Origin of the sequence: Sphingobacterium anhuiense (genome assembly GCF_042686355.1) — a bacterium.
GTDB lineage: Bacteria > Bacteroidota > Bacteroidia > Sphingobacteriales > Sphingobacteriaceae > Sphingobacterium > Sphingobacterium anhuiense.
Genome location: NZ_JBHUPE010000012.1, coordinates 142,413 through 161,630, shown reverse-complemented (window position 1 = coordinate 161,630; position 19,218 = coordinate 142,413). Strand labels below are relative to the sequence as shown.

The following is a 19,218-nucleotide window of genomic DNA, read 5'->3' as shown; positions in this document are numbered from 1 at the left end:
GAAATGAAATGAATTTTTCTTTAGTTTCACAAGTGATGGTTACTTATTGTTCAATTTCTGTAAACGTTCTTTTGCTGACGGGATGATATCATCTTTTTCTTCATAATTTTCAATTACACTTTCCAACGTACTCTTCGCCTGCAAAGTATTGCCTTTACGCGCATAGCTATCAGCAAGCAATAGGAAACTCTTGGCTTCCCAGTATGCATTTTCTTCCTCACTATTAATCACCTCAAAGGCAGTTTCAATGGCTTTGTCGTATTCCTTGTTATCATACTGCAGTTGCCCAACACGGTATCGCGCTTCTGCTCCAACCGACTTTTGGCTCTTCAGAGCAGCCAGATTGAGTTCCTTCATGGCAGACACGATGTTCTTCTGTTGTAGCAATACCCTTCCACTGTATAAATGAGCTTTAGCAATTTCCTCCTGCGATGCGCCATCGTAATCTTTTATCAACTTCGCATACTTGGCCACCTGCTCCATGTCGCCGAGTTCGAAATAACACATCATCAGGTTACTTATTGCGTAACCATAGTTCTTTTTATACTCTGAATTGAGTTCTAATTTTTTGAGGTGCACAATCGCCTCGTTGTATTCTTTTAGATCAAGATATAGGGCAGCCACTGTCAGCAAGGTGTTTTCCGTATACTTGCTTGTCCAGTCGTTAAGGATGATATTCAGATCGTGCAGTGCTTCCTTTGGATGCCCAGTGCGGTACGAACTCACCCCGCGGATGTAACGGGCATATTTTTCTTGTTTGGGTTTAGGAAATTTATCAAAATACGCATTGATGGCTTCCACCGAAGCTGCGTATTGCTGCTTGGCAAACAGAGATTGGGCTGCTTGAAAAGCCATATTATCTTGCTCCGCAGGGCTCAGGTTACTGACATTGGTGCCGATTGCGTAATGAATATAGCTCGTAGCATCCCCTTGGTCTAGGTAGATGTTTTCAATAAAACGCATCGCTTGCTGTGCCTCATTGGTTTTGGAATATTTCTCCACAACACTTTTGAAAGTGGCTTTCGCCGCTTCTGAATCATCTTTATTATACTGCACGAGCCCTATGGTCATCAATGCGCGGGGCACATAGCTGCTGCGCGGGTACTTTTCGATCATCCGTTGCAGACCATCGATAGCGCGATCATAATCTCCCGTAGTGAAATAGGTATAGGGGATCTCAAAGGCGGCGTCATCTGCATAATTCGAAGCCGGAAATTGTTTCAAAACAGACTGCAGGATCTTTAGCTTGGTTTCATGGTCTCCCTGCAATCCAAAGATAACACCTCGTTGGAACAACGCATAGTCCTGATTGGAAGTTTTACTGTTGATAAGCTGATCATAATATTGGTTGGCACGGTCGTAATTGCGCATAGACAAATACGAATCGCCCAAACGTGCGATTACGTCATGACGTATATTTTCATCTAACGAACTTCCCTCGACAGCCAAAAAGCGCTCAAAATAATCGGCCGACATACTAAAACTGTTATTTCTGAACGCCGCATAAGCCAGCCCATAATTTGCATAATTATATACGTCGGTATTTTTTGCAACAGGCAACCGTAAGAACCGGGAGAAGTTTTCTACCGCCTCCCCATATTTGCGCACTTCATACATCGCTTCCGCTTTCCAATAAGTAGCCAGCGCGGCCATTTTTGCATCGATCGGAAATTTTTCAGATCTCATGAATGTCGATATGCTATTTTCGAAAGCGCGCTCGTTATAAAACTCCAATCCGCGATAGTAAGTTGCTTTTTGATAAGTAGCATCGACTTCCCGCCCTCTATCTTTCAACGACTCCAACAGACTTACTCCAGTATGGAAGTTACTCGTCCCCAACAGGATTTGAGCCGATAATATTTCCGCACTTTCCTGTGCTTGAGCGCCTAGTTCACGCCCCCCATATTCTTGAGCAATATATTTTTCCAGAACTTGCTGAGCGGCTTGGGTGGAGTCCATTGCATACAAGATTTTGGCATAGTTAAATTGCGCATCTGCTTTCAATTGGGGGTCGAAATCTAGTCTCATCGCTTTGACAAATGCATTTCGTGCGCGTTGCTTATCGCCGGTTTCCAGTGCAATATGACCCAAAGTTATGATCGAACCCTGATAAAAGGCATCCGAAGCTTCCAGCGACTCCAAAATAGAGGCCGCTCTTGGATATTCACGTGCCTGGTAAGCCAGATAGCTGATACGGTAACTATCAATATTGCTGCGTGAAGCGTTTGGATGCTGTTTAAGCAATATAGTGTAATAAGCTTGTTTGAACGTCTTATTTGCAAAATAGGTAGCTGTGGCTATTTGACGTAGCTCCGTCTCAATGGCCTCCCGATTGATATGACTCATATCTGGGCTCCTGCGAACCTTTACGGCATCGGCCAGAACAGGTCGGTAGTCGCGTACGACATCAATGGAATCCATCGTTTGCACTTGCTCTGCATTTAGTTGCTTCTCTACTTCCTGCCCATAACCCGTAACCACCAGAGCGGAAATCATCCCGGTAAACAGGTATTTGAAGCCAATTATTTTTTTCAATATCATTATTCGTCCGTATTTCTGAGTTTTTCCAAACGTTCCTTTGCCGAGGAGGCAATAGTGTAATCTTCCTTAGCTAACAAGCCAAAACTAAATAATTCCAACCATATTGAGTAAATCGTCATGGAAAAAATTGAATCCTAAAAGTCAATTTATAGATCATCACCATCTCGTTTCCGCGATTTCCAATTTCTTTGATTGCTATCGGCAACTGAATTGACACAATAATGGAGCCAAGAAGACAGATCGAGGGAAAGAGATCACTTTGTGACAAACAGCACAAAAACGAATGTTAATTGTTGAGCATATTTCAAAAATCAAAGATTAGTATAGAAAATGAGTAACCGAAGTGGTCATTTTCTTAAGGTTTGAAGTATATTGATCGGGAGGCTAGAATACTTTAAGCCTGTTGGTCATAAGCTTATTCCAAAAGATCCTGCGATTTGAATGTGCATGTAAACAAAAAAGCCCTAACTTTCGTTAGAGCTTTTATTTTCTTGGTCGGGGTGGCAGGATTCGAACCTACGACCTCCACATCCCAAATGTGGCGCGATACCGGGCTACGCTACACCCCGAAAAGGTATCCCCTTTTGTTTACTGTGATGCAAATATACAGCGTTTTTTCAATCTGTCAAATATAATTTTAACATTATTAAATAAAAGCCTGATTTATTGAGAAATAAAATATCAGCATTCAATTCGATAGCATTTAAATTCACATCCTAACCTCGATGTGTAAAACTTTTTAAAATATATCGTGACCAAGGGTCTAAATATTAAAAGTGTTTTTCTATCTTTGCAACAAACTAAGGCAGCTCAATATTTTTTGAAAAAAGTATTTCTTAAAGTAAAAAAAAAGCTGTAATATTGCATTCCGATTTTTACAGGCTAATAATCGTATTTAATTACTCATAATCATGGATTTAGTAAAATTTGTAGAAGAACAAGCGGTAATCAGAAATGAAGTTCCCGCATTTAAAGCAGGAGACACCATAAGCGTTCATTATAAAATTCGCGAGGGAAATAAAGAGCGTATCCAAATTTACCAAGGTGTGGTTATCCAATTGAACAGCGAAGGTGTTAATTCAACTTTCACTGTACGCAAAATTTCAAATGGCATTGGTGTGGAACGTATCTTCCCTATAAATTCGCCAAACATTGAAAAAATTGTAGTAAACAGCTACGGTAAAGTACGTCGCGCTAAATTATTTTATTTACGTGGTCTTACTGGTAAAGCTGCTCGTATTAAGTCTAAAAGAATCTAATTACGACTACACAAGTATAAAAAAAGGCATTGAATTCAGTTTCGATGCCTTTTTTTATTGCCATAAATCCCCAATATAGCAACATTTTCTTTACAAGTCAAAAACTTCTTCCATGCTAAATCTTTTTAGTTTATCTTATGACCTGAAAAGTATTATATGAACAAGTCTATTTTTACCCTCGTATTCCTGTGCTGTTTCCTGAACAGCTATGCCCAAAATTCAATTCAAGATTTTTTAGCACTACAGTCCATTCCAAAAACATATCCGGTACTTAAAATCAGTGAACCGTTAATAATTGACGGTAAGGACGATGAAATTAGCTGGACAAAAGCAAAAACAATTAATAATTTTGAAGATATTCAAGGTGGCGAGCACAAAAAACCTTTGTATAAAACCGAAGTAAAAATGCTTTGGGATTCCACCTACCTATATGTGTACGCAAAACTGTATGAACCTCATATTTGGGCAGATATCTACAAGCACGATGAAATTGTTTATCTAAACAATGACTTTGAAATATTTTTAAAACCCAATTTATATCAAGCAGAATATTACGAAATAGAGGTCAATCCATTACATACCATTTTCGATCTTATGTTACCAAAACCATATCGATTCGGGGGTCAGGCCATTACACATTGGGATGTTAAAAATCTAAAATCTGCAGTACATATCAATGGCACCCTTAATAATCCCCAGGATATAGATACATACTGGTCTGTTGAATTTGCAATTCCACATCAATCATTATATGCTTTCGGTAAATCATCAATGCCTAAAGCAAATGATTACTGGTTATGTAATTTTTCACGTGTACAATGGCAACATGATATCACAAATAATCATTACAGTAGAAAAAAAGAAAATAATAAGCCCTTAGCTGAAGACAATTGGGTATGGTCACCGATCGGTTTAATTAATATGCATTATCCAGAAAGATGGGGATATATACAATTTGTAGAACAAGCACAAAAGCAGGAAGCAACACTTCCAAATAGTTATGCCGTCACTAAATTAGCTTGGAATATTCATTATTTACAACAATTGTTTAAAAAGGAAAATCGTCGATATAGCGATCAATTAACGAAACTTTCATTATATAATCAATACCTACTACCCGCTTTGAAAGATTATGAGGTCACTTTGGATCTAAATAAAGACAAACAAAGTTATAGTATGAAGATCAAGGAAAAACAGTCAAAAAAAATTCAAGTATCCTTAGATAATAGAGGTAATTTTGATCTTTATAACCAGTAACTCTACCATAGCTTATCTGAACGTCTGCATCAATTCAAAAAATGCTATTCACACAACTGGTATAACGCTATAACAATAATTTGTAGAAACAAAATAACGCAGAAACATAAACTAATATTGCTATTTTTACAGCAACAATGTATAAGAACATATCTTTTTTTCCAAATCTAAATGCGTTCCGTTTTTTTGCCGCACTCCTCGTTCTATTTCACCATGGAGAAGTCATTCGGACAAAAAATGATTTCATCACCTATGAACATTTTAGTTTTTTTCAAAATGGAACTACTTCTGTCAAATTTTTCTTTGTCTTAAGTGGTTTCCTCATCAGTTATTTGTTACTGAAAGAACAAGATCAGAAAAAGACAATATCCATTAAAAATTTCTATCTGAAAAGAGTCATTCGCATCTGGCCTTTATATTTCTTATTAGTCGCCATAGGCATAGTTATCTTCCCTTTTCTATTTCAGGTCTTACATATTAACTATTCATTCCCCTATACCATGGGACAGGTCTGGTTGTTATTTGTTTTATTTTTACCCAGTATCGTCACCTTTACCTATGGCTCACATCTACTCGAACCCCTATGGTCTATCGGCGTTGAAGAATGGTTTTACATCATTTGGGCACCCCTATTTAAATGGATAGACAACAAGTTTGCTCTTATTATAGGTATACTTCTACTCAAAATTCTTTTACTGATACTATGTTTTAACAACATCATTACAGACGTACTTGTTGTGCATCTTATCAAAACTTTTGCTTTCGAATCAATGGCAATTGGTGCACTTGGAGCTTATTTCCTATACCACACCAATATAAACTTACAGGCTTGGTACAAAAAATATGCAGTGGTCAATTGCTTTTTATTAGCCTTATTATTTTCATTCTTATTCTTCCGAAATACATGTATAGCATTTATTGGATCAAATATTTTTGATCATTGGATCTTTTCATACATCATCCTAAATGCACTCTTTCTCAATCTCATTCTGTTTATCGGTATCAGATTAAATTCTAAATCATTTTTCAACAATACTTTTTTAGACTACGGAGGCAAAATCTCCTATGGAATTTACATGTATCATATGATCGTGATCTTTGCCGTTATTCATTTAGGGAAAAAACATTTACTAACACTTGATCCCTACCTAAGTTTTCTGATTTTCTACAGTTTAGTTATAGCAGGTACATTTATAACAGCACATTTATCAAAAAAATACTTTGAAGATTTTTTCATGAAGTTTAGATCTAAATTGAATTAGCAAAGATTAAACCTCATGCAACCGTCATGTCAAAAAATTAGCGTTTTAAAATTAAAGACAAAAAAAAACGTCGTCTTCCACAAATATTCTTATCTTTGTATCCCGTACATAAAGCAGATATTTAGGCCATTTTAGGCCTTATATTTTGAAATCCATTATTGATATGACTAAATATATTTTTGTTACGGGCGGCGTTACTTCGTCGTTAGGGAAGGGTATTATTGCATCCTCTCTTGCTAAACTTCTCCAAGCACGTGGCTACAAGGTTACGATTCAAAAATTTGACCCTTACATTAACATTGATCCAGGAACATTAAATCCATATGAGCATGGTGAGTGTTACGTAACGGAAGATGGTGCTGAAACAGACCTTGATTTAGGCTATTACGAACGTTTCTTAAACGTACCTACTTCACAAGCTAATAACGTGACGACAGGTCGTATTTATCAATCTGTTATTCAAAAAGAACGCGCAGGTGAATATTTAGGAAAAACAGTTCAAGTTATTCCTCATATCACAGATGAGATCAAAAACCGTATGCGTTTATTAGGTGAAACAGGAAAATATGATATTGTCATCACAGAATTAGGTGGTACAGTAGGTGATATCGAATCTTTACCTTTCATCGAAGCAGTTCGTCAGTTAAGATGGGAATTAGGCACTCATGACTCTGTCGTAATTCACTTAACATTAGTACCTTACTTAGCAGCAGCTGGTGAATTAAAAACAAAACCAACACAACATTCTGTTAAAACATTGTTAGAATACGGTATCCAACCTGATATTTTAGTTTGTCGTACAGAACATAAATTGACGCAAGAAATTCGCAAAAAATTAGCATTATTTTGTAATGTCAATATTAATGCTGTTGTAGAATCGATTGATGCTCCTACTATTTATGACGTTCCTTTAAATATGTTGAAAGAACAATTGGACAAGACTGTTCTTGCTAAATTGAAACTTTCAAATAAGAATGAACCAGATTTAGATAGCTGGAAAGCATTTTTAGGAAAATTAAAAAATCCTACTAATGAAGTAAATATCGGATTAGTGGGTAAATATGTTGAATTACCAGATGCATATAAATCTATAGTCGAAAGTTTTATCCACGCCGGTGCTGCCAACGAATGTAAAGTAAAATTACAATATATTGCCGCGGAAAGTGTAAATGATCAAAATGTCCAAGACAAGTTGAGCGAAATGGATGGCGTACTTGTTGCTCCTGGTTTTGGTGAACGTGGATTAGACGGTAAGCTAGCCGCTATTAAATATATACGTGAAAACAATATTCCTTTCTTTGGAATTTGTTTAGGCATGCAGTGTTCAGTAATTGAATTTGGCCGTAATGTATTGGGATTAAAAGATGCAAATAGCACGGAAATGAATCCAGATACACCACATCCAGTGATCAACTTAATGGAAGATCAAAAAAACATCACTAACATGGGCGGTACAATGCGATTAGGTGCATACGATTGTGATATCAAAAAAGGTACAAAAGCATTCAATATATACGGAAAAACGAGAATCTCCGAACGTCACCGTCACCGTTATGAGTTCAATAATGCTTATTTAGAGCAATATGAAGCAGCTGGAATGATTACTTCAGGGATCAACCCAACTTCAGGATTAGTAGAAATTGTAGAGTTGAAAAACCATCCTTTTTTCGTAGCAGGACAATTTCATCCAGAATTAAAGTCAACTGTTGCAAATCCTCACCCACTTTTTGTTAGCTTTGTAGCCGCTGCTTTGTCGAATAAGAAAAATAAGATACAAAAGCAGGAAACAATTAAGTAAGTTTAATTTAAAAAAATGGATAGAAATACCCTTATTGGTTTACTTCTGATGTTCGGAATTATAGCCGGTTCATTTTACTTAATGAAACCGTCCGACGTAGAAATAAAAAAAGAACAAGTTCTACAAGATTCGTTAGCACGTGTTAAAAAAGGTTTAGCACCTTTAACAGACTCGACAAAAGCGAATACACAACTAGGAGCAACACAAGAGGCCAAGCCTCTTGATTCTGCAGCATTAAAACTTCCTTTTGGATCCGCAAAATTTGGAACAGAAAAAATCATTACAGTAGAAAATGATAAAATCATTGCTAAAATAAGCTCTAAAGGCGGTCGTGTAAAATCTGTACAACTAAAAGGTGAAACAAATTTTAATGGAAAACCATTAGTATTGTTTGAAGGTGACCACAATAGATTTGGATTGAAATTTAATGTCGCTGGTGAAAATATCAATACCAACGATTTGTTCTTTACTTCTGAAGATGCTGATGTAAAGATAACAGGCGAAGATTCAAAATCAATTAAATTACAATTAGCTTATGGAGCTGATCAGTATATTGAATACGTATATACCATCAAAGGTAATGGTTTCAATCTAGGTCTTGATATCAACACAAAAGGTATTCAAAACAAGATCGATCAAAAAACAATTGCTTTAGATTGGGAAACGATTTTACTACAGAAAGAACAAAACATTGATTCTGAACGTCAAAAATCTACCATCTATTATAAAGAAGCAGGTAATGTAGACCATTTGTCAGAAGCAAAAGATGAAGAAAAAGAGCTAAAAGAAAAAGTAGAATGGATTGCATTCAAGCAACACTATTTCTCAAACATTCTTTCAAGCAAAACAGGATTCACTACAGCAGATGTAAATGTAAAAACAACAATCGAATCCGATGTTGTTAAACTTTATGCAGCTACAGCACGTCTTGATTATGCAACTCAAAAAGACAACAGTTATTCATTAAACTTCTTTTTTGGACCTAATCAATACAAAACCCTTAAAGCAGAAGGTCATGATTTTCATAAAATCATTAATATGGGATGGGGACCAATGCGTTGGATTAACCAATTTATTACAGTACCTGTATTTGATTTCTTAGACAATTTCCATTTGAGTTATGGTATAGTTATCCTTGTTCTGACATTATTGTTAAAACTGGTATTATCACCATTGACATACAAATCTTACCTATCAATGGCTAAAATGCGTGTTTTGAAACCGCAATTAGATGAAATCAAAGCTAAAGTAGGTGAAGACAATGCAGTATTGTTACAGCAAGAACAGATGAAATTGTATAAAACAGCTGGAGTAAACCCATTGGGAGGTTGTCTTCCATTGGTATTACAAATGCCATTTACAATTGCTTTCTTCTACTTCTTCCCGAATTTATTCGAGCTGAGAGGTGAAAGCTTCTTGTTTATGAAAGATATGTCAACATACGATACCTTATTCTCATTCGCACCGATTTTCGGAGTGAATCACGTATCATTGATGTGCGTATTAATGACTTTAACAACATTATTGACCACTTGGTACAACAATGCGACTTCAGGAGCTACAGGACAAATGAAATACATTGGTTACATTATGCCTTTAATTTTCTTTTTCGTCTTGAATAGTTTCCCTGCAGGATTAAACTATTATTACTTCTTAAGTGCAATCCTAACATTCTTAACACAGTTGATCATCCGTTCAATGGTTAATGATGATAAGATCTTAGCGAAATTAGAAGACAATAAAAAGAATCCAAAGGTGCAAAAGAAATCGTCATTCCAATCAAGAATGGAAGAAGCGATGCGTCAAGCACAACAAAATAAAAAATAACAGCAATTCTATAGTGCTGATTAAAAGAGGAAACCCGAATAGGTTTCCTCTTTTTTTGTATAAAATGTAGCATTCACTCAAACCAAACGTTCTAATTATTGTTAAACAATCATATCAAAAAAAGATAAAAGATGAAATTTAATCAGATTTTAATCATGGCAACGCTGATCGTAGGATTAAGCAGTTGTTCAGTTTTCAAAAAAAATACGAACAAAGAGCATTCGACTACCGAAACTATGCAACTAAAAGGAAACAAGTGGCAACTGATCGAAGTTGATGGAAAAACAGTACCAGCGCAAGTAAACGGCCGTGTCCCCTTCTTACAATTTGAAGACGATAGATATGCTGCGAATGCAGGTTGTAATACTTTAGGTGGAGCAGTAAATATCACAGGAAAAAACAAAATTAAATTTGAACAAGGTATTTCCACGATGATGGCTTGTCCTGAGTTCGAGATAGAACAGGCGCTGTCAAAAAACATTATAGCAGTAGATACCTACACAATAGAAGGAGAAGTATTGAGTTTAAAAAAAGGTGGAAAAACATTAGCTAAATTTACGCTTATCAAAGCAGAAAAAGGTGAGCAAGCACTAGCAGGTACATGGGAATTAGATTATGTATCTGGACCACGTATTGCATTTGAAGGTCTATATCCAAATAAAAAGCCTACGATCAGCTTTGATTTGACAGCAAAAAAAGTATCTGGAAATAGTAGTTGCAATAATTACAATGGAACTTTCAAAACCGAAAACAACCACATTAGTTTTGGTCCACTAGCATCTACTAAAATGGCCTGCGAAGGTTCAGGAGAAAGTGTATACTTCAGCACGCTGGAGAAAATCACTTCCTTCGACGTCAATGGAAATACATTGACTCTGATTATGGGCGATATTGCGATGATGCGCTTCCAAAAAAAATAATAACAATAAAAGATTAAAACTAAACATAGAAAAGCTCCAAATCGGAGCTTTTTTTATGTGATATTATGACGAAAAATTCCAGTTAAAAACAAATTTTATCGATAGGATTACACTGTAAATTAGGTCGCTAAATCGTATATTTGTACATACACAATCTCTTTCATCAACATCACATGAAAAGGTTTTTTAGAGAAATAGCACTATGAAATCGTCGATTAAGATTATCAACAATTACGAATACAAAAAGCTTTTTTTGCCTGATGTAACAGATCATAATCTATTCAATGAAAGCAAAATACAGGTATACCGAATCGAAAATTACCTACGAAGTATTCTCATGCCTGTCATTCCTTACCGTACTACCTTCAATTTCCTAATCTTTGTTACCAAAGGAACTTTAACACAACATCTGGAATCAGGAGCATACACTCTAGCTGAAAATCAAGTGATTAATGTCAAGCAGGGAAATATTACAGCTACATTGGCGATTTCAGATGATGCCGAAGGTTTTTTTGTCGTTTATGAAAACGAAATTGTTACCGACATTGAATTAGGTATCAATGATATCCGATTTTTCAATTCACATCCCTTTACCCCCCTGTCAGAGCATGTCTCGGTATGGATTCAAAAAATGCTTGAACTCTTGGAAGAAGAGCTTTTTACCGAAGGAAAGGTTATGGAGATCTGTGTATCGATGCTACAATGTGTACTTTTAAAAATAATTAAAACAGATTACGAAGTAAAAGCACCGATGAGTAGACAATTGGATATTGCATTTCGATTTAGAGAATTCGTACAAAAATTTCACACTGATCACAAGAATGTTTTATTCTATGCCAACTTATTGCATATATCCGAAAACTACCTCAACAAATGTGTGAAGGAAGCAACCAATAAGCCTCCTAAACAGTGGATCAATGAAATCAGTATACTACATAGTCAAATTTTATTACAGGACGCTACAAGAGATATTGCGGGAATTGCATTCGAAATGAAATATAAGTCCCCATCCTACTTTACACGTTTATTCAAGAAAGTCACCGGTTATTCACCCAGTGATTATCGCAAACACAAATTTCTTTCCGATTAATGCTTCTTTTTATAAGGCAGATTCCAAATCAGATCAACAGCAAGATAATGAACACCAAAGTCCGCTTGACTATAGCCTTTAATTAAATCGCTCATATAGCCTACATCAAGGTGCAAGGGAGTATTCGGAATATCCGTCATGTAATATAAAGCCAAACGCGCTTCCTTATAAGCAAATTTTGACCATTCATCTTTCGGCTCATACATTTTACTTACTGCAAACAGGCCTTCAGCACTGAACGCAAGTTCCTGTTTATTTTTATTAGAGAGTTTCAGATTCATCTGTGTTTTGAGCCTTGTCCGCAATTGAAAATTCTCCTCTGCTTTATTAAAATCCGCAGTAAAAAATTTACGAAATTCCTGTCTGACTGTATTTTTCCATTTCCAGCGCTCACCGAATCTGAAAGTATAAGCATAGCGGCCATACAAGCGAAACTCCTGCTCTACCCCTTCACCATGATAAGGAGCATCTGCATCATATACATTTTGACGACGATAGCTCAAAGCATAACTATATTGCTGGTTCTTAGCAAACTTGTGATATACCTCGTGATTGAGGACAAAAATAGCTTGTTTATGAAAAGGGTTTGAATCATCAGGTGTACTTTTGGTTCCTAGGCCGAGGTAAGTCAAAGCTTCTTTCGTACCAGTACTATCCAGTTGCCTCTTAAGACCAATGGCAGACCAGGAGGCCGTTTTTGCTTTTCCCAATCCAGGAGGACTAATCTGAGCATGAAGTAATAAAAATGGACTGATAACAAGGAAGAGTAAGGATAATATTTTATAAAGAGTATTTTTCATTGATTATATAGTTTTTTTATGACCACTGTTCTATTATATACCTGTACAAACTGATCAATGGCCACTTGACCATTGATCAGTAGTTTGTATAGCAGATCAGTTTTAGTGTTTTAAGACAATCTGCTTTTAAAAGTTTCTTCAAACCGCCCCACAATCCATTTATCCAGACGTTTAACAGGTTCCATAGCCCACATAGCCACTACAAACGGAAAAGTCAATGTCGTCCAACCATAGTGCACAAGCACATGATCACAATAAGTAGCAATCACGACAGCAATAAGAACATATAATCCATCCCGTACACGAGTACCACTTAAAGCAATGCCACAGAGTACAGCATTGAAACTAAACGTTCCGTTGCTGATCATAGTTTCCGATTCATGACCATAATGAGATAGGTAAATGCTGATGATCACCGCGGCGAAAGCATAAAGTGCAGCCATCGGATTGCTCATAAATACTCCAAGGAAAAAGATCAATCCCGCAATCAGGCTTCCTTGAAAGATCACTTGCCCGAAAGCATGTCCCTCGATCAAGAAATCATCCATTTCTTGGATATCCACAAAATGTTGCGATACAGTAGGCATTGCAAGCTGTGGGATACTCAGGATATACAGTGAAATCCAGGTAACAGCTATGAAAGGAAAAGTAAAAGCAGGTAAATTTCTTTTGAGCGCAAAGCCCATCATAAGTGTGGTCAACATGGAACCAAGAATCAATGTCAACCAGATCCAGATGTTCGCCTCAAAATAAAAAACCAGGGCAACACCAAACAAAGAAGCATTAAAACCAAATAAACCATTACTGATATGCTCTTCATCGTATTTCAGTATTTTAGCCGTTGCAACCCCTACAACATTAGCCAATATACCCGCAAAGCCCATTAATGTCGAGTCATATAAAATAGCACCAATAAATAATATGCCTGTCCAAGCATTACCTTGCAACATGATCTGTCCGAAACCTCTAAAAAAAGCTTTTATATAAGCTAAAACTTGATCCCTCATTTTGAGATAAATTGATAAGATAAGACTAAAATATAGTCCCATTAAAATGATTAAATAAGGAGTTCAGCATCCCACAGTTCCTGCTGGATCTCCTGAAAAATAGTAAACAACTGCTCGGCACCATAACCCAATATTCGGATCATAAACCCATCATGCTGAAGCGCACTGATTCCAAATTCGATATCCGTGACATGTTCATACTGTTGATGGAATTTTTCAATCCAGTCCCCAACAGCTTTCCCAGCAGTATTGAGATAAATAAATGTTCCCTGATGGGTAAAACCCTCCAATATCCCGATATCCTGTATCGGCATTTTGTCGGGTTGCAGCAGCACATTATCTTTCAATATCAATCGACCATCCACATAACATTGAGTCAGATTCTGAAAATGATTATACTCAAAAACCTCTCCCGACAGTTTCCGTCCACAAGTCACAATATCACTCAAGATGAGGTGACAGTTCTTTTGCATGTGGATAATATTATGGCTGAGAAAATGAGAAGAATTTTGAGGAACAATAGGGTGCGGAACAAAAGAAAACACCGCACCTTCGCCGAGCGTCACTTCCGTTTTTTGTACCGATTTACCTTTCATATGAAAAAGACGCTGATACGCTTGAGTCTGCAATTGCAATTTAGCACCAGGATCTATCGTAATTTGGATACGATGATCATCACCATCCAATAACCCCGGTGATGAGCTCATAATCATCAAGTATGCCCCTTTATCCCTCCTGTATTGTCCTACTGGAACAATACGAAAAGGCTGTGTGACATAAGCATCCTTGAGATAAGACTTTCCTTCACGATGGGCAACGTTGATATTTAAAGAACAGATCATATTAACGCAATAAATTAGGTTCAGCTACATCATGCAGCAATGCATATTTTTTGATCCATCCAATGATTTCATCCAATCCCGTTCCTGTCTTCAAATTCGAAAATAAAAACGGTGCCCCTTTTCGCATTTTCCGAGCATCATGCTCCATCACCTCCAGACTAGCACCAACATAAGGAGCTAGATCCATTTTATTGATCAACAATAAATCTGATCGGGTAATCGCCGGTCCACCTTTACGGGGCATCTTTTCCCCCTCACCCACATCGATCACAAAAATGGTAATATCCGCGAGATCAGGACTATAAGTTGAAGTCAAATTATCACCGCCACTCTCAATCAAGATCAATTCAAGATCTGGAAAGCGTTCAGCAAGTTCTTCCACAGCCTCTAGATTCATGCTCGCATCCTCACGGATAGCCGTATGCGGACAGCCACCTGTCTCTACTCCAATAATACGATCAGGAGACAACGTACTGTTTTTAGCCATGTATTCCGCATCCTCCTTCGTATAAATATCATTGGTAATAACCGCTAGATTCAATTCATGTTTCAAACGTTTACATAAACACTCCAACAGTGCAGTTTTTCCAGATCCAACCGGACCACCCACACCAATCTTAACATATTTTCTATTTTCCATTTGTTCGTATTTAATTAAGAAATGTAAACCCGTGTGTACAACCGTTCATGCTGCATACAGCGGATATCAAATCCAACATTACATAGACCGATCAGATCACGATCCACCTCCAGAGTCTCATCACATAAAGTCATCAGATCATCGTGCAGATAAAATAAGATATCCTGCCCATCCAACTGCCCAAGAGGCACCAATTTTACCGCATTGGTCACCATCGTGATTGCAGCATTATAATAGTAACCATGCAGAGCCTCACGAATTGGAATATCCAAAAGTGCTGCCAACATACCGTACACCAAACAATAATGACTATCCACCTTTTTCTGTTTAATCAATTCACCCCAGGAAATCAATATCGGTTGCTCTTGATACCGTGAAAAAATCTTATACAAGCGCACACCCAGTTTCTTACTTGCTTCACGGATTTCCTTCGGACTCTTCAATGCCGTACATTCCTCATCCAAAGACCGCAACAGATCGATATCAAGATTTCGGGTAGCATCATAAGCAAGGCGCATCAAAGCTGCATCATTATACTTCAAGTTATACCACAAATTGTGTCTCACGTACGACTCAGCAGTAGCTTTATTATGCACGATCTCCTTTTGAACATATGTTTCCAATCCATTCGAATGAGTAAATCCACCAATCGGTAAGGTCGGATCTGACAAATGAAGAAGCTTGCCTAGAAATTTATTTTCCATATTTTTTATGCATTAATAATTAATGGGATACCCTTTGTTGAAAATTTGAGCTGACGATGATAATTTGCATCGACATTAGCATTCAACTGACTAAGCAACTGACGAGAAGCAAGCGTGTAGGGAATCCCCTGCTTATCCAGCCAGGTTTGCATCGTTCGCTCAAAAGGAATCAGCAATTCGTTCCCCTCAATAAATAGAGGCAAATGCTTATTTCCTATTTCACAACTAATAAAAGCAATCTCCAAAAAATTCAATGGTTCAATACAGATCACATCACAACTACGAATAGCTATCACAACAATTTTGTCAGCATCCTCATACAAAATATCCCCATTATGCAATTGAGAAGTTTTTCCCAATAATTTTAGAGCGATATCCATTCCTTCTTCCGTACGTAATCGTTGAATACGCTTGGTAGATTCGTACCACTCAATAAAAAGCAAATCACACCGTTTATTAACCTGCTCTCTTTTGATATTCCTTGTGATTTCTGTAATAATCATTATTACCCCTTAATAAATAGATTTTTTGATATCCCTAGGCCTACCGTAGAACCATTGATTCCAGTGATAATTTCATGATCATTTGCGATAGAAGCATCTTTACTGTGTTTTTTCTTATAAGAAAGCTCTGCAACCTTTGCTTTTAATGCCCAACCTTTACCCAAGCTAATACCCACCAAAGGATAAGCTCTTAGCAAATAGCCGTTATAGCTACCGTCAGTCATCACATCTGCAGCATTGACAACATGCTCATTTCCCCATATATAATGAGCCTCAACCTGACCAATTAAATTAAAATGTTTACCTAAAGGCCAAGTATTGCTGTAAAATGGTCCGACCTCATGAAAATGATCAGTAAAATCCAATGCCTTATTTTTCGAAGTATTGAAACCATAGTTCAGCCCCACATTCATATTATCATTAAAAAAATAACCGACCCCCAGTGGTGCCGCACTTAGCTGATGACCTGCTTCAGTTTCATGGTAATTAAATGAACCATAAAGCATAACACCACCTTTTTGTGCGTAGGAAGATTGTATCGAAAAGCATGCTATTGCTAAACAGCTTGCTAAAAATAGTTTCAAATTTTTCATTATTATTTATTCACAATTTATGGTGTGACCTAGTGCCACACCATAAAAATTAGCGATCATGTTAAAACAAGAAATACAATTGTCCCAAAGCAACCTTATCAATTGGTTCACATTTAATCACTTCACCATCTACACTCACTTCATAGTTTTCTGGATTCACGATGATTTCTGGAGTAGCATCATTGTGAATCATATCCTTTTTGGATATATTACGACAGTTTTCCACAGGTAGTAATGTTTTATTCAGTCCATATTCCTCTTTGATTCCTTTTTCAATTGAAATTTTAGAAACAAAGTTGAAGCAAGTTTCAGTCAGTGCTTTACCATAACCTCCATACATCGTACGCAAGATAATTGGTTGAGGCGTAGGGATAGACGCATTTGCATCTCCCATTTTTGAAGCGATGATCATTCCACCTTTAATGATCATTTCAGGCTTCGCTCCAAATAAAGCAGGACGCCAGATCACCATATCCGCTATTTTACCTTGTTCAATTGAACCAACGTATTTAGAAATACCATGCGCGATAGCAGGATTGATCGTATATTTAGCGACATAACGTCTAGCTCTGAAATTATCATTTCCTGTACCCTCATCTTCCGGAAGTGCACCAGTCTGTTTCTTCATCTTATCCGCAGTTTGCCATGTTCTGAGAATCACCTCACCCACACGGCCCATTGCTTGAGAATCAGAACTCATGATACTGAAAACACCTCGATCTTGTAGAATATCTTCCGCAGCAATCGTTTCAGGACGAATACGAGAATCCGCAAAAGCAACATCTTCAGGAATATCTTTACTTAAATGGTGACAGACCATCAACATATCCAAATGTTCGTCAATCGTATTTTTCGTAAACGGACGAGTAGGGTTTGTAGACGCAGGCAATACGTTCGGGTACATCGCCGATTTAATGATATCCGGTGCGTGACCACCACCAGCACCTTCAGTATGGAAGGTATGAATGACGCGACCATTGATCGCAGCCATAGTATCTTCTAAAAATCCAGCTTCATTCAGCGTATCTGTATGAATAGCGACCTGTACATCGTACTTGTCAGCTACGGAAAGCGCGCGGTCAATTGTCGCAGGAGTAGCTCCCCAATCCTCATGAATTTTGACTCCCAGTACACCCGCTTCGATCTGCTCCACGATGGGTTGTTCTGTCCCCACATTACCTTTACCGAAAAAACCAAAGTTCATAGGCAAAGCTTCAACAGCCTGCATCATTTTACGGATATTCCATTTCCCTGGTGTTACTGTTGTCGCATTCGTACCATCAGCAGGACCAGTACCACCACCGATCATAGTCGTAATACCACTGTATAAAGCAGTTTCCGTCTGTGTAGGGCTGATGTAGTGAATATGCGTATCAATACCTCCTGGAGTAACAATAAATCCAGCTCCACCATGAACTTCGGTCGAAGCACCAATAATCATATTTGGTGTGATATTATCCATCGTATCGGGATTACCCGCACGACCTACACCAACAATTTTTCCATCTTTGATCCCGATATCACCTTTTACAATACCCCAGTGATCAATGATAATCGCATCTGTGATCACTAAATCCAATGTACCTTCATCACGCGTATGCACCGAAGACTGACACATACCATCACGAATAGTTTTACCGCCTCCAAACTTTGCCTCATCACCATAGTATGCATAATCTTTTTCAACTTCAATGATGATTTCTGTATCTCCTAAGCGAACTTTATCTCCCCCTGTAGGTCCAAATATCGCCGCGTAATTTAATCTACTAACCTTTAAGCTCATGATTTTTTATTTTTAAAGCCATTTGCATCTGCTTTTTTCAAAGCGTTCATTTTTCCTACCTCTGTTTCAGTATCGCCATTCACCAGATCGTTGTGACCATATACTCTTCTCGCTCCAGCATAAGGAACCAATTCTACAATCTTGGACTCCCCAGGTTCAAAACGAACAGCAGTACTCGCGATAATATTTAAGCGCTTCCCAAAGGCTAATGCGCGATCAAATTCCATCATTTTATTGACCTCAAAAAAATGATAATGAGAGCCCACCTGAATCGGTCTATCTCCCGTATTGACAACTGTCAATGTTGTTACTTCTCTACCTTCATTACAGATGATATCGCCATCTTGAATGAAATATTCTCCAGGAATCATATTTTCAATGTTCTTATTAAA

At 37.4% G+C, this 19,218-nt stretch carries 17 protein-coding genes and 1 tRNA gene; 7 read left to right on the top strand and 11 right to left on the bottom strand.

From position 1 onward, the window contains the following. Positions 1 to 39: 39 nt before the first annotated feature. Complete coding sequence (locus ACFS6I_RS21660) at positions 40 to 2,346, bottom strand: tetratricopeptide repeat protein (RefSeq protein WP_380923817.1); 2,307 nt, start codon at positions 2,344 to 2,346, stop codon at positions 40 to 42. 687 nt (positions 2,347 to 3,033) lie between these two features. After that, positions 3,034 to 3,110: transfer RNA gene (locus ACFS6I_RS21655), tRNA-Pro, on the bottom strand. A 342-nt stretch (positions 3,111 to 3,452) separates the two neighbouring features. Here ACFS6I_RS21655 and rplS point away from each other — a divergent pair. The 7 genes from rplS (at position 3,453) to ACFS6I_RS21620 (ending at position 11,954) form a co-directional block, all read left to right on the top strand. After that, positions 3,453 to 3,800, top strand: coding sequence for a 50S ribosomal protein L19 (gene rplS, locus ACFS6I_RS21650; protein ID WP_021189535.1), 348 nt, complete (start codon positions 3,453 to 3,455; stop codon positions 3,798 to 3,800). Between the two features lie 156 nt (positions 3,801 to 3,956). Further along, positions 3,957 to 5,057 (top strand): carbohydrate-binding family 9-like protein, encoded by a 1,101-nt coding sequence (locus ACFS6I_RS21645; RefSeq protein ID WP_132770915.1) that lies wholly within the window; start codon positions 3,957 to 3,959, stop codon positions 5,055 to 5,057. A gap of 137 nt (positions 5,058 to 5,194) precedes the next feature. Then, entirely contained in the window at positions 5,195 to 6,319 is a 1,125-nt protein-coding gene (locus tag ACFS6I_RS21640; protein ID WP_380923673.1) for an acyltransferase family protein, read from the top strand. Positions 6,320 to 6,482: 163 nt separating this feature from the next. After that, complete coding sequence (locus tag ACFS6I_RS21635) at positions 6,483 to 8,117, top strand: CTP synthase (protein WP_380923671.1); 1,635 nt, start codon at positions 6,483 to 6,485, stop codon at positions 8,115 to 8,117. Between the two features lie 15 nt (positions 8,118 to 8,132). Further along, a complete protein-coding gene (gene yidC / locus ACFS6I_RS21630; RefSeq protein ID WP_380923669.1) occupies positions 8,133 to 9,944 on the top strand; it encodes a membrane protein insertase YidC in 1,812 nt (603 codons plus the stop codon). 131 nt (positions 9,945 to 10,075) lie between these two features. Continuing rightward, positions 10,076 to 10,864, top strand: coding sequence for an META domain-containing protein (locus ACFS6I_RS21625; RefSeq protein ID WP_221197911.1), 789 nt, complete (start codon positions 10,076 to 10,078; stop codon positions 10,862 to 10,864). A 202-nt stretch (positions 10,865 to 11,066) separates the two neighbouring features. Beyond that, entirely contained in the window at positions 11,067 to 11,954 is an 888-nt protein-coding gene (locus ACFS6I_RS21620; RefSeq protein WP_183917091.1) for a helix-turn-helix domain-containing protein, read from the top strand. Here the strand turns inward: ACFS6I_RS21620 and ACFS6I_RS21615 are convergent. From ACFS6I_RS21615 to ACFS6I_RS21575, 9 genes are all read right to left on the bottom strand, one after another. Continuing rightward, a complete protein-coding gene (locus tag ACFS6I_RS21615; RefSeq protein ID WP_183917093.1) occupies positions 11,951 to 12,754 on the bottom strand; it encodes a DUF2490 domain-containing protein in 804 nt (267 codons plus the stop codon). The genes ACFS6I_RS21620 and ACFS6I_RS21615 overlap by 4 nt on opposite strands. Positions 12,755 to 12,864: 110 nt before the next feature. After that, the gene (locus tag ACFS6I_RS21610; protein WP_380923666.1) at positions 12,865 to 13,761 is read right to left on the bottom strand and encodes an urea transporter; all 897 of its coding nucleotides are present in this window, start codon (positions 13,759 to 13,761) and stop codon (positions 12,865 to 12,867) included. A 50-nt stretch (positions 13,762 to 13,811) separates the two neighbouring features. Then, on the bottom strand, positions 13,812 to 14,603 hold the full coding sequence (locus tag ACFS6I_RS21605) for an urease accessory protein UreD (RefSeq protein ID WP_183917095.1): 792 nt from the start codon (positions 14,601 to 14,603) through the stop codon (positions 13,812 to 13,814). A gap of 1 nt (position 14,604) precedes the next feature. Further along, a complete protein-coding gene (gene ureG / locus ACFS6I_RS21600) occupies positions 14,605 to 15,243 on the bottom strand; it encodes an urease accessory protein UreG (RefSeq protein WP_045755017.1) in 639 nt (212 codons plus the stop codon). 14 nt (positions 15,244 to 15,257) lie between these two features. After that, a complete protein-coding gene (locus ACFS6I_RS21595; protein ID WP_183917097.1) occupies positions 15,258 to 15,947 on the bottom strand; it encodes an urease accessory protein UreF in 690 nt (229 codons plus the stop codon). Between the two features lie 5 nt (positions 15,948 to 15,952). Further along, entirely contained in the window at positions 15,953 to 16,450 is a 498-nt protein-coding gene (locus ACFS6I_RS21590) for an urease accessory protein UreE (RefSeq protein ID WP_380923664.1), read from the bottom strand. A 2-nt stretch (positions 16,451 to 16,452) separates the two neighbouring features. Next, complete coding sequence (locus ACFS6I_RS21585; protein WP_380923662.1) at positions 16,453 to 17,043, bottom strand: hypothetical protein; 591 nt, start codon at positions 17,041 to 17,043, stop codon at positions 16,453 to 16,455. A gap of 61 nt (positions 17,044 to 17,104) precedes the next feature. Further along, positions 17,105 to 18,826, bottom strand: a complete 1,722-nt coding sequence (gene ureC, locus ACFS6I_RS21580) for an urease subunit alpha (RefSeq protein WP_380923660.1) — start codon at positions 18,824 to 18,826, stop codon at positions 17,105 to 17,107. Beyond that, positions 18,823 to 19,197, bottom strand: a complete 375-nt coding sequence (locus ACFS6I_RS21575) for an urease subunit beta (protein WP_021192449.1) — start codon at positions 19,195 to 19,197, stop codon at positions 18,823 to 18,825. Before ACFS6I_RS21575 ends, ureC begins: the two co-directional genes overlap by 4 nt. Positions 19,198 to 19,218 lie beyond the last annotated feature (21 nt).

Bases quoted from the DNA above. Each gene is read 5' to 3' on its own strand.
- ACFS6I_RS21625 (WP_221197911.1), top strand. From the start codon at position 10,076: ATGAAATTTAATCAGATTTTAATCATGGCAACGCTGATCGTAGGATTA.
- ACFS6I_RS21575 (WP_021192449.1), bottom strand. From the start codon at position 19,197: ATGATTCCTGGAGAATATTTCATTCAAGATGGCGATATCATCTGTAAT.
- ACFS6I_RS21645 (WP_132770915.1), top strand. From the start codon at position 3,957: ATGAACAAGTCTATTTTTACCCTCGTATTCCTGTGCTGTTTCCTGAAC.
- ureC (WP_380923660.1), bottom strand. From the start codon at position 18,826: ATGAGCTTAAAGGTTAGTAGATTAAATTACGCGGCGATATTTGGACCT.
- yidC (WP_380923669.1), top strand. From the start codon at position 8,133: ATGGATAGAAATACCCTTATTGGTTTACTTCTGATGTTCGGAATTATA.
- ACFS6I_RS21635 (WP_380923671.1), top strand. From the start codon at position 6,483: ATGACTAAATATATTTTTGTTACGGGCGGCGTTACTTCGTCGTTAGGG.
- ACFS6I_RS21590 (WP_380923664.1), bottom strand. From the start codon at position 16,450: ATGATTATTACAGAAATCACAAGGAATATCAAAAGAGAGCAGGTTAAT.
- ACFS6I_RS21615 (WP_183917093.1), bottom strand. From the start codon at position 12,754: ATGAAAAATACTCTTTATAAAATATTATCCTTACTCTTCCTTGTTATC.
- ACFS6I_RS21640 (WP_380923673.1), top strand. From the start codon at position 5,195: ATGTATAAGAACATATCTTTTTTTCCAAATCTAAATGCGTTCCGTTTT.
- ACFS6I_RS21620 (WP_183917091.1), top strand. From the start codon at position 11,067: ATGAAATCGTCGATTAAGATTATCAACAATTACGAATACAAAAAGCTT.
- rplS (WP_021189535.1), top strand. From the start codon at position 3,453: ATGGATTTAGTAAAATTTGTAGAAGAACAAGCGGTAATCAGAAATGAA.
- ACFS6I_RS21595 (WP_183917097.1), bottom strand. From the start codon at position 15,947: ATGGAAAATAAATTTCTAGGCAAGCTTCTTCATTTGTCAGATCCGACC.
- ACFS6I_RS21605 (WP_183917095.1), bottom strand. From the start codon at position 14,603: ATGATCTGTTCTTTAAATATCAACGTTGCCCATCGTGAAGGAAAGTCT.
- ACFS6I_RS21660 (WP_380923817.1), bottom strand. From the start codon at position 2,346: ATGAGTCATATCAATCGGGAGGCCATTGAGACGGAGCTACGTCAAATA.
- ACFS6I_RS21610 (WP_380923666.1), bottom strand. From the start codon at position 13,761: ATGAGGGATCAAGTTTTAGCTTATATAAAAGCTTTTTTTAGAGGTTTC.
- ACFS6I_RS21585 (WP_380923662.1), bottom strand. From the start codon at position 17,043: ATGAAAAATTTGAAACTATTTTTAGCAAGCTGTTTAGCAATAGCATGC.
- ureG (WP_045755017.1), bottom strand. From the start codon at position 15,243: ATGGAAAATAGAAAATATGTTAAGATTGGTGTGGGTGGTCCGGTTGGA.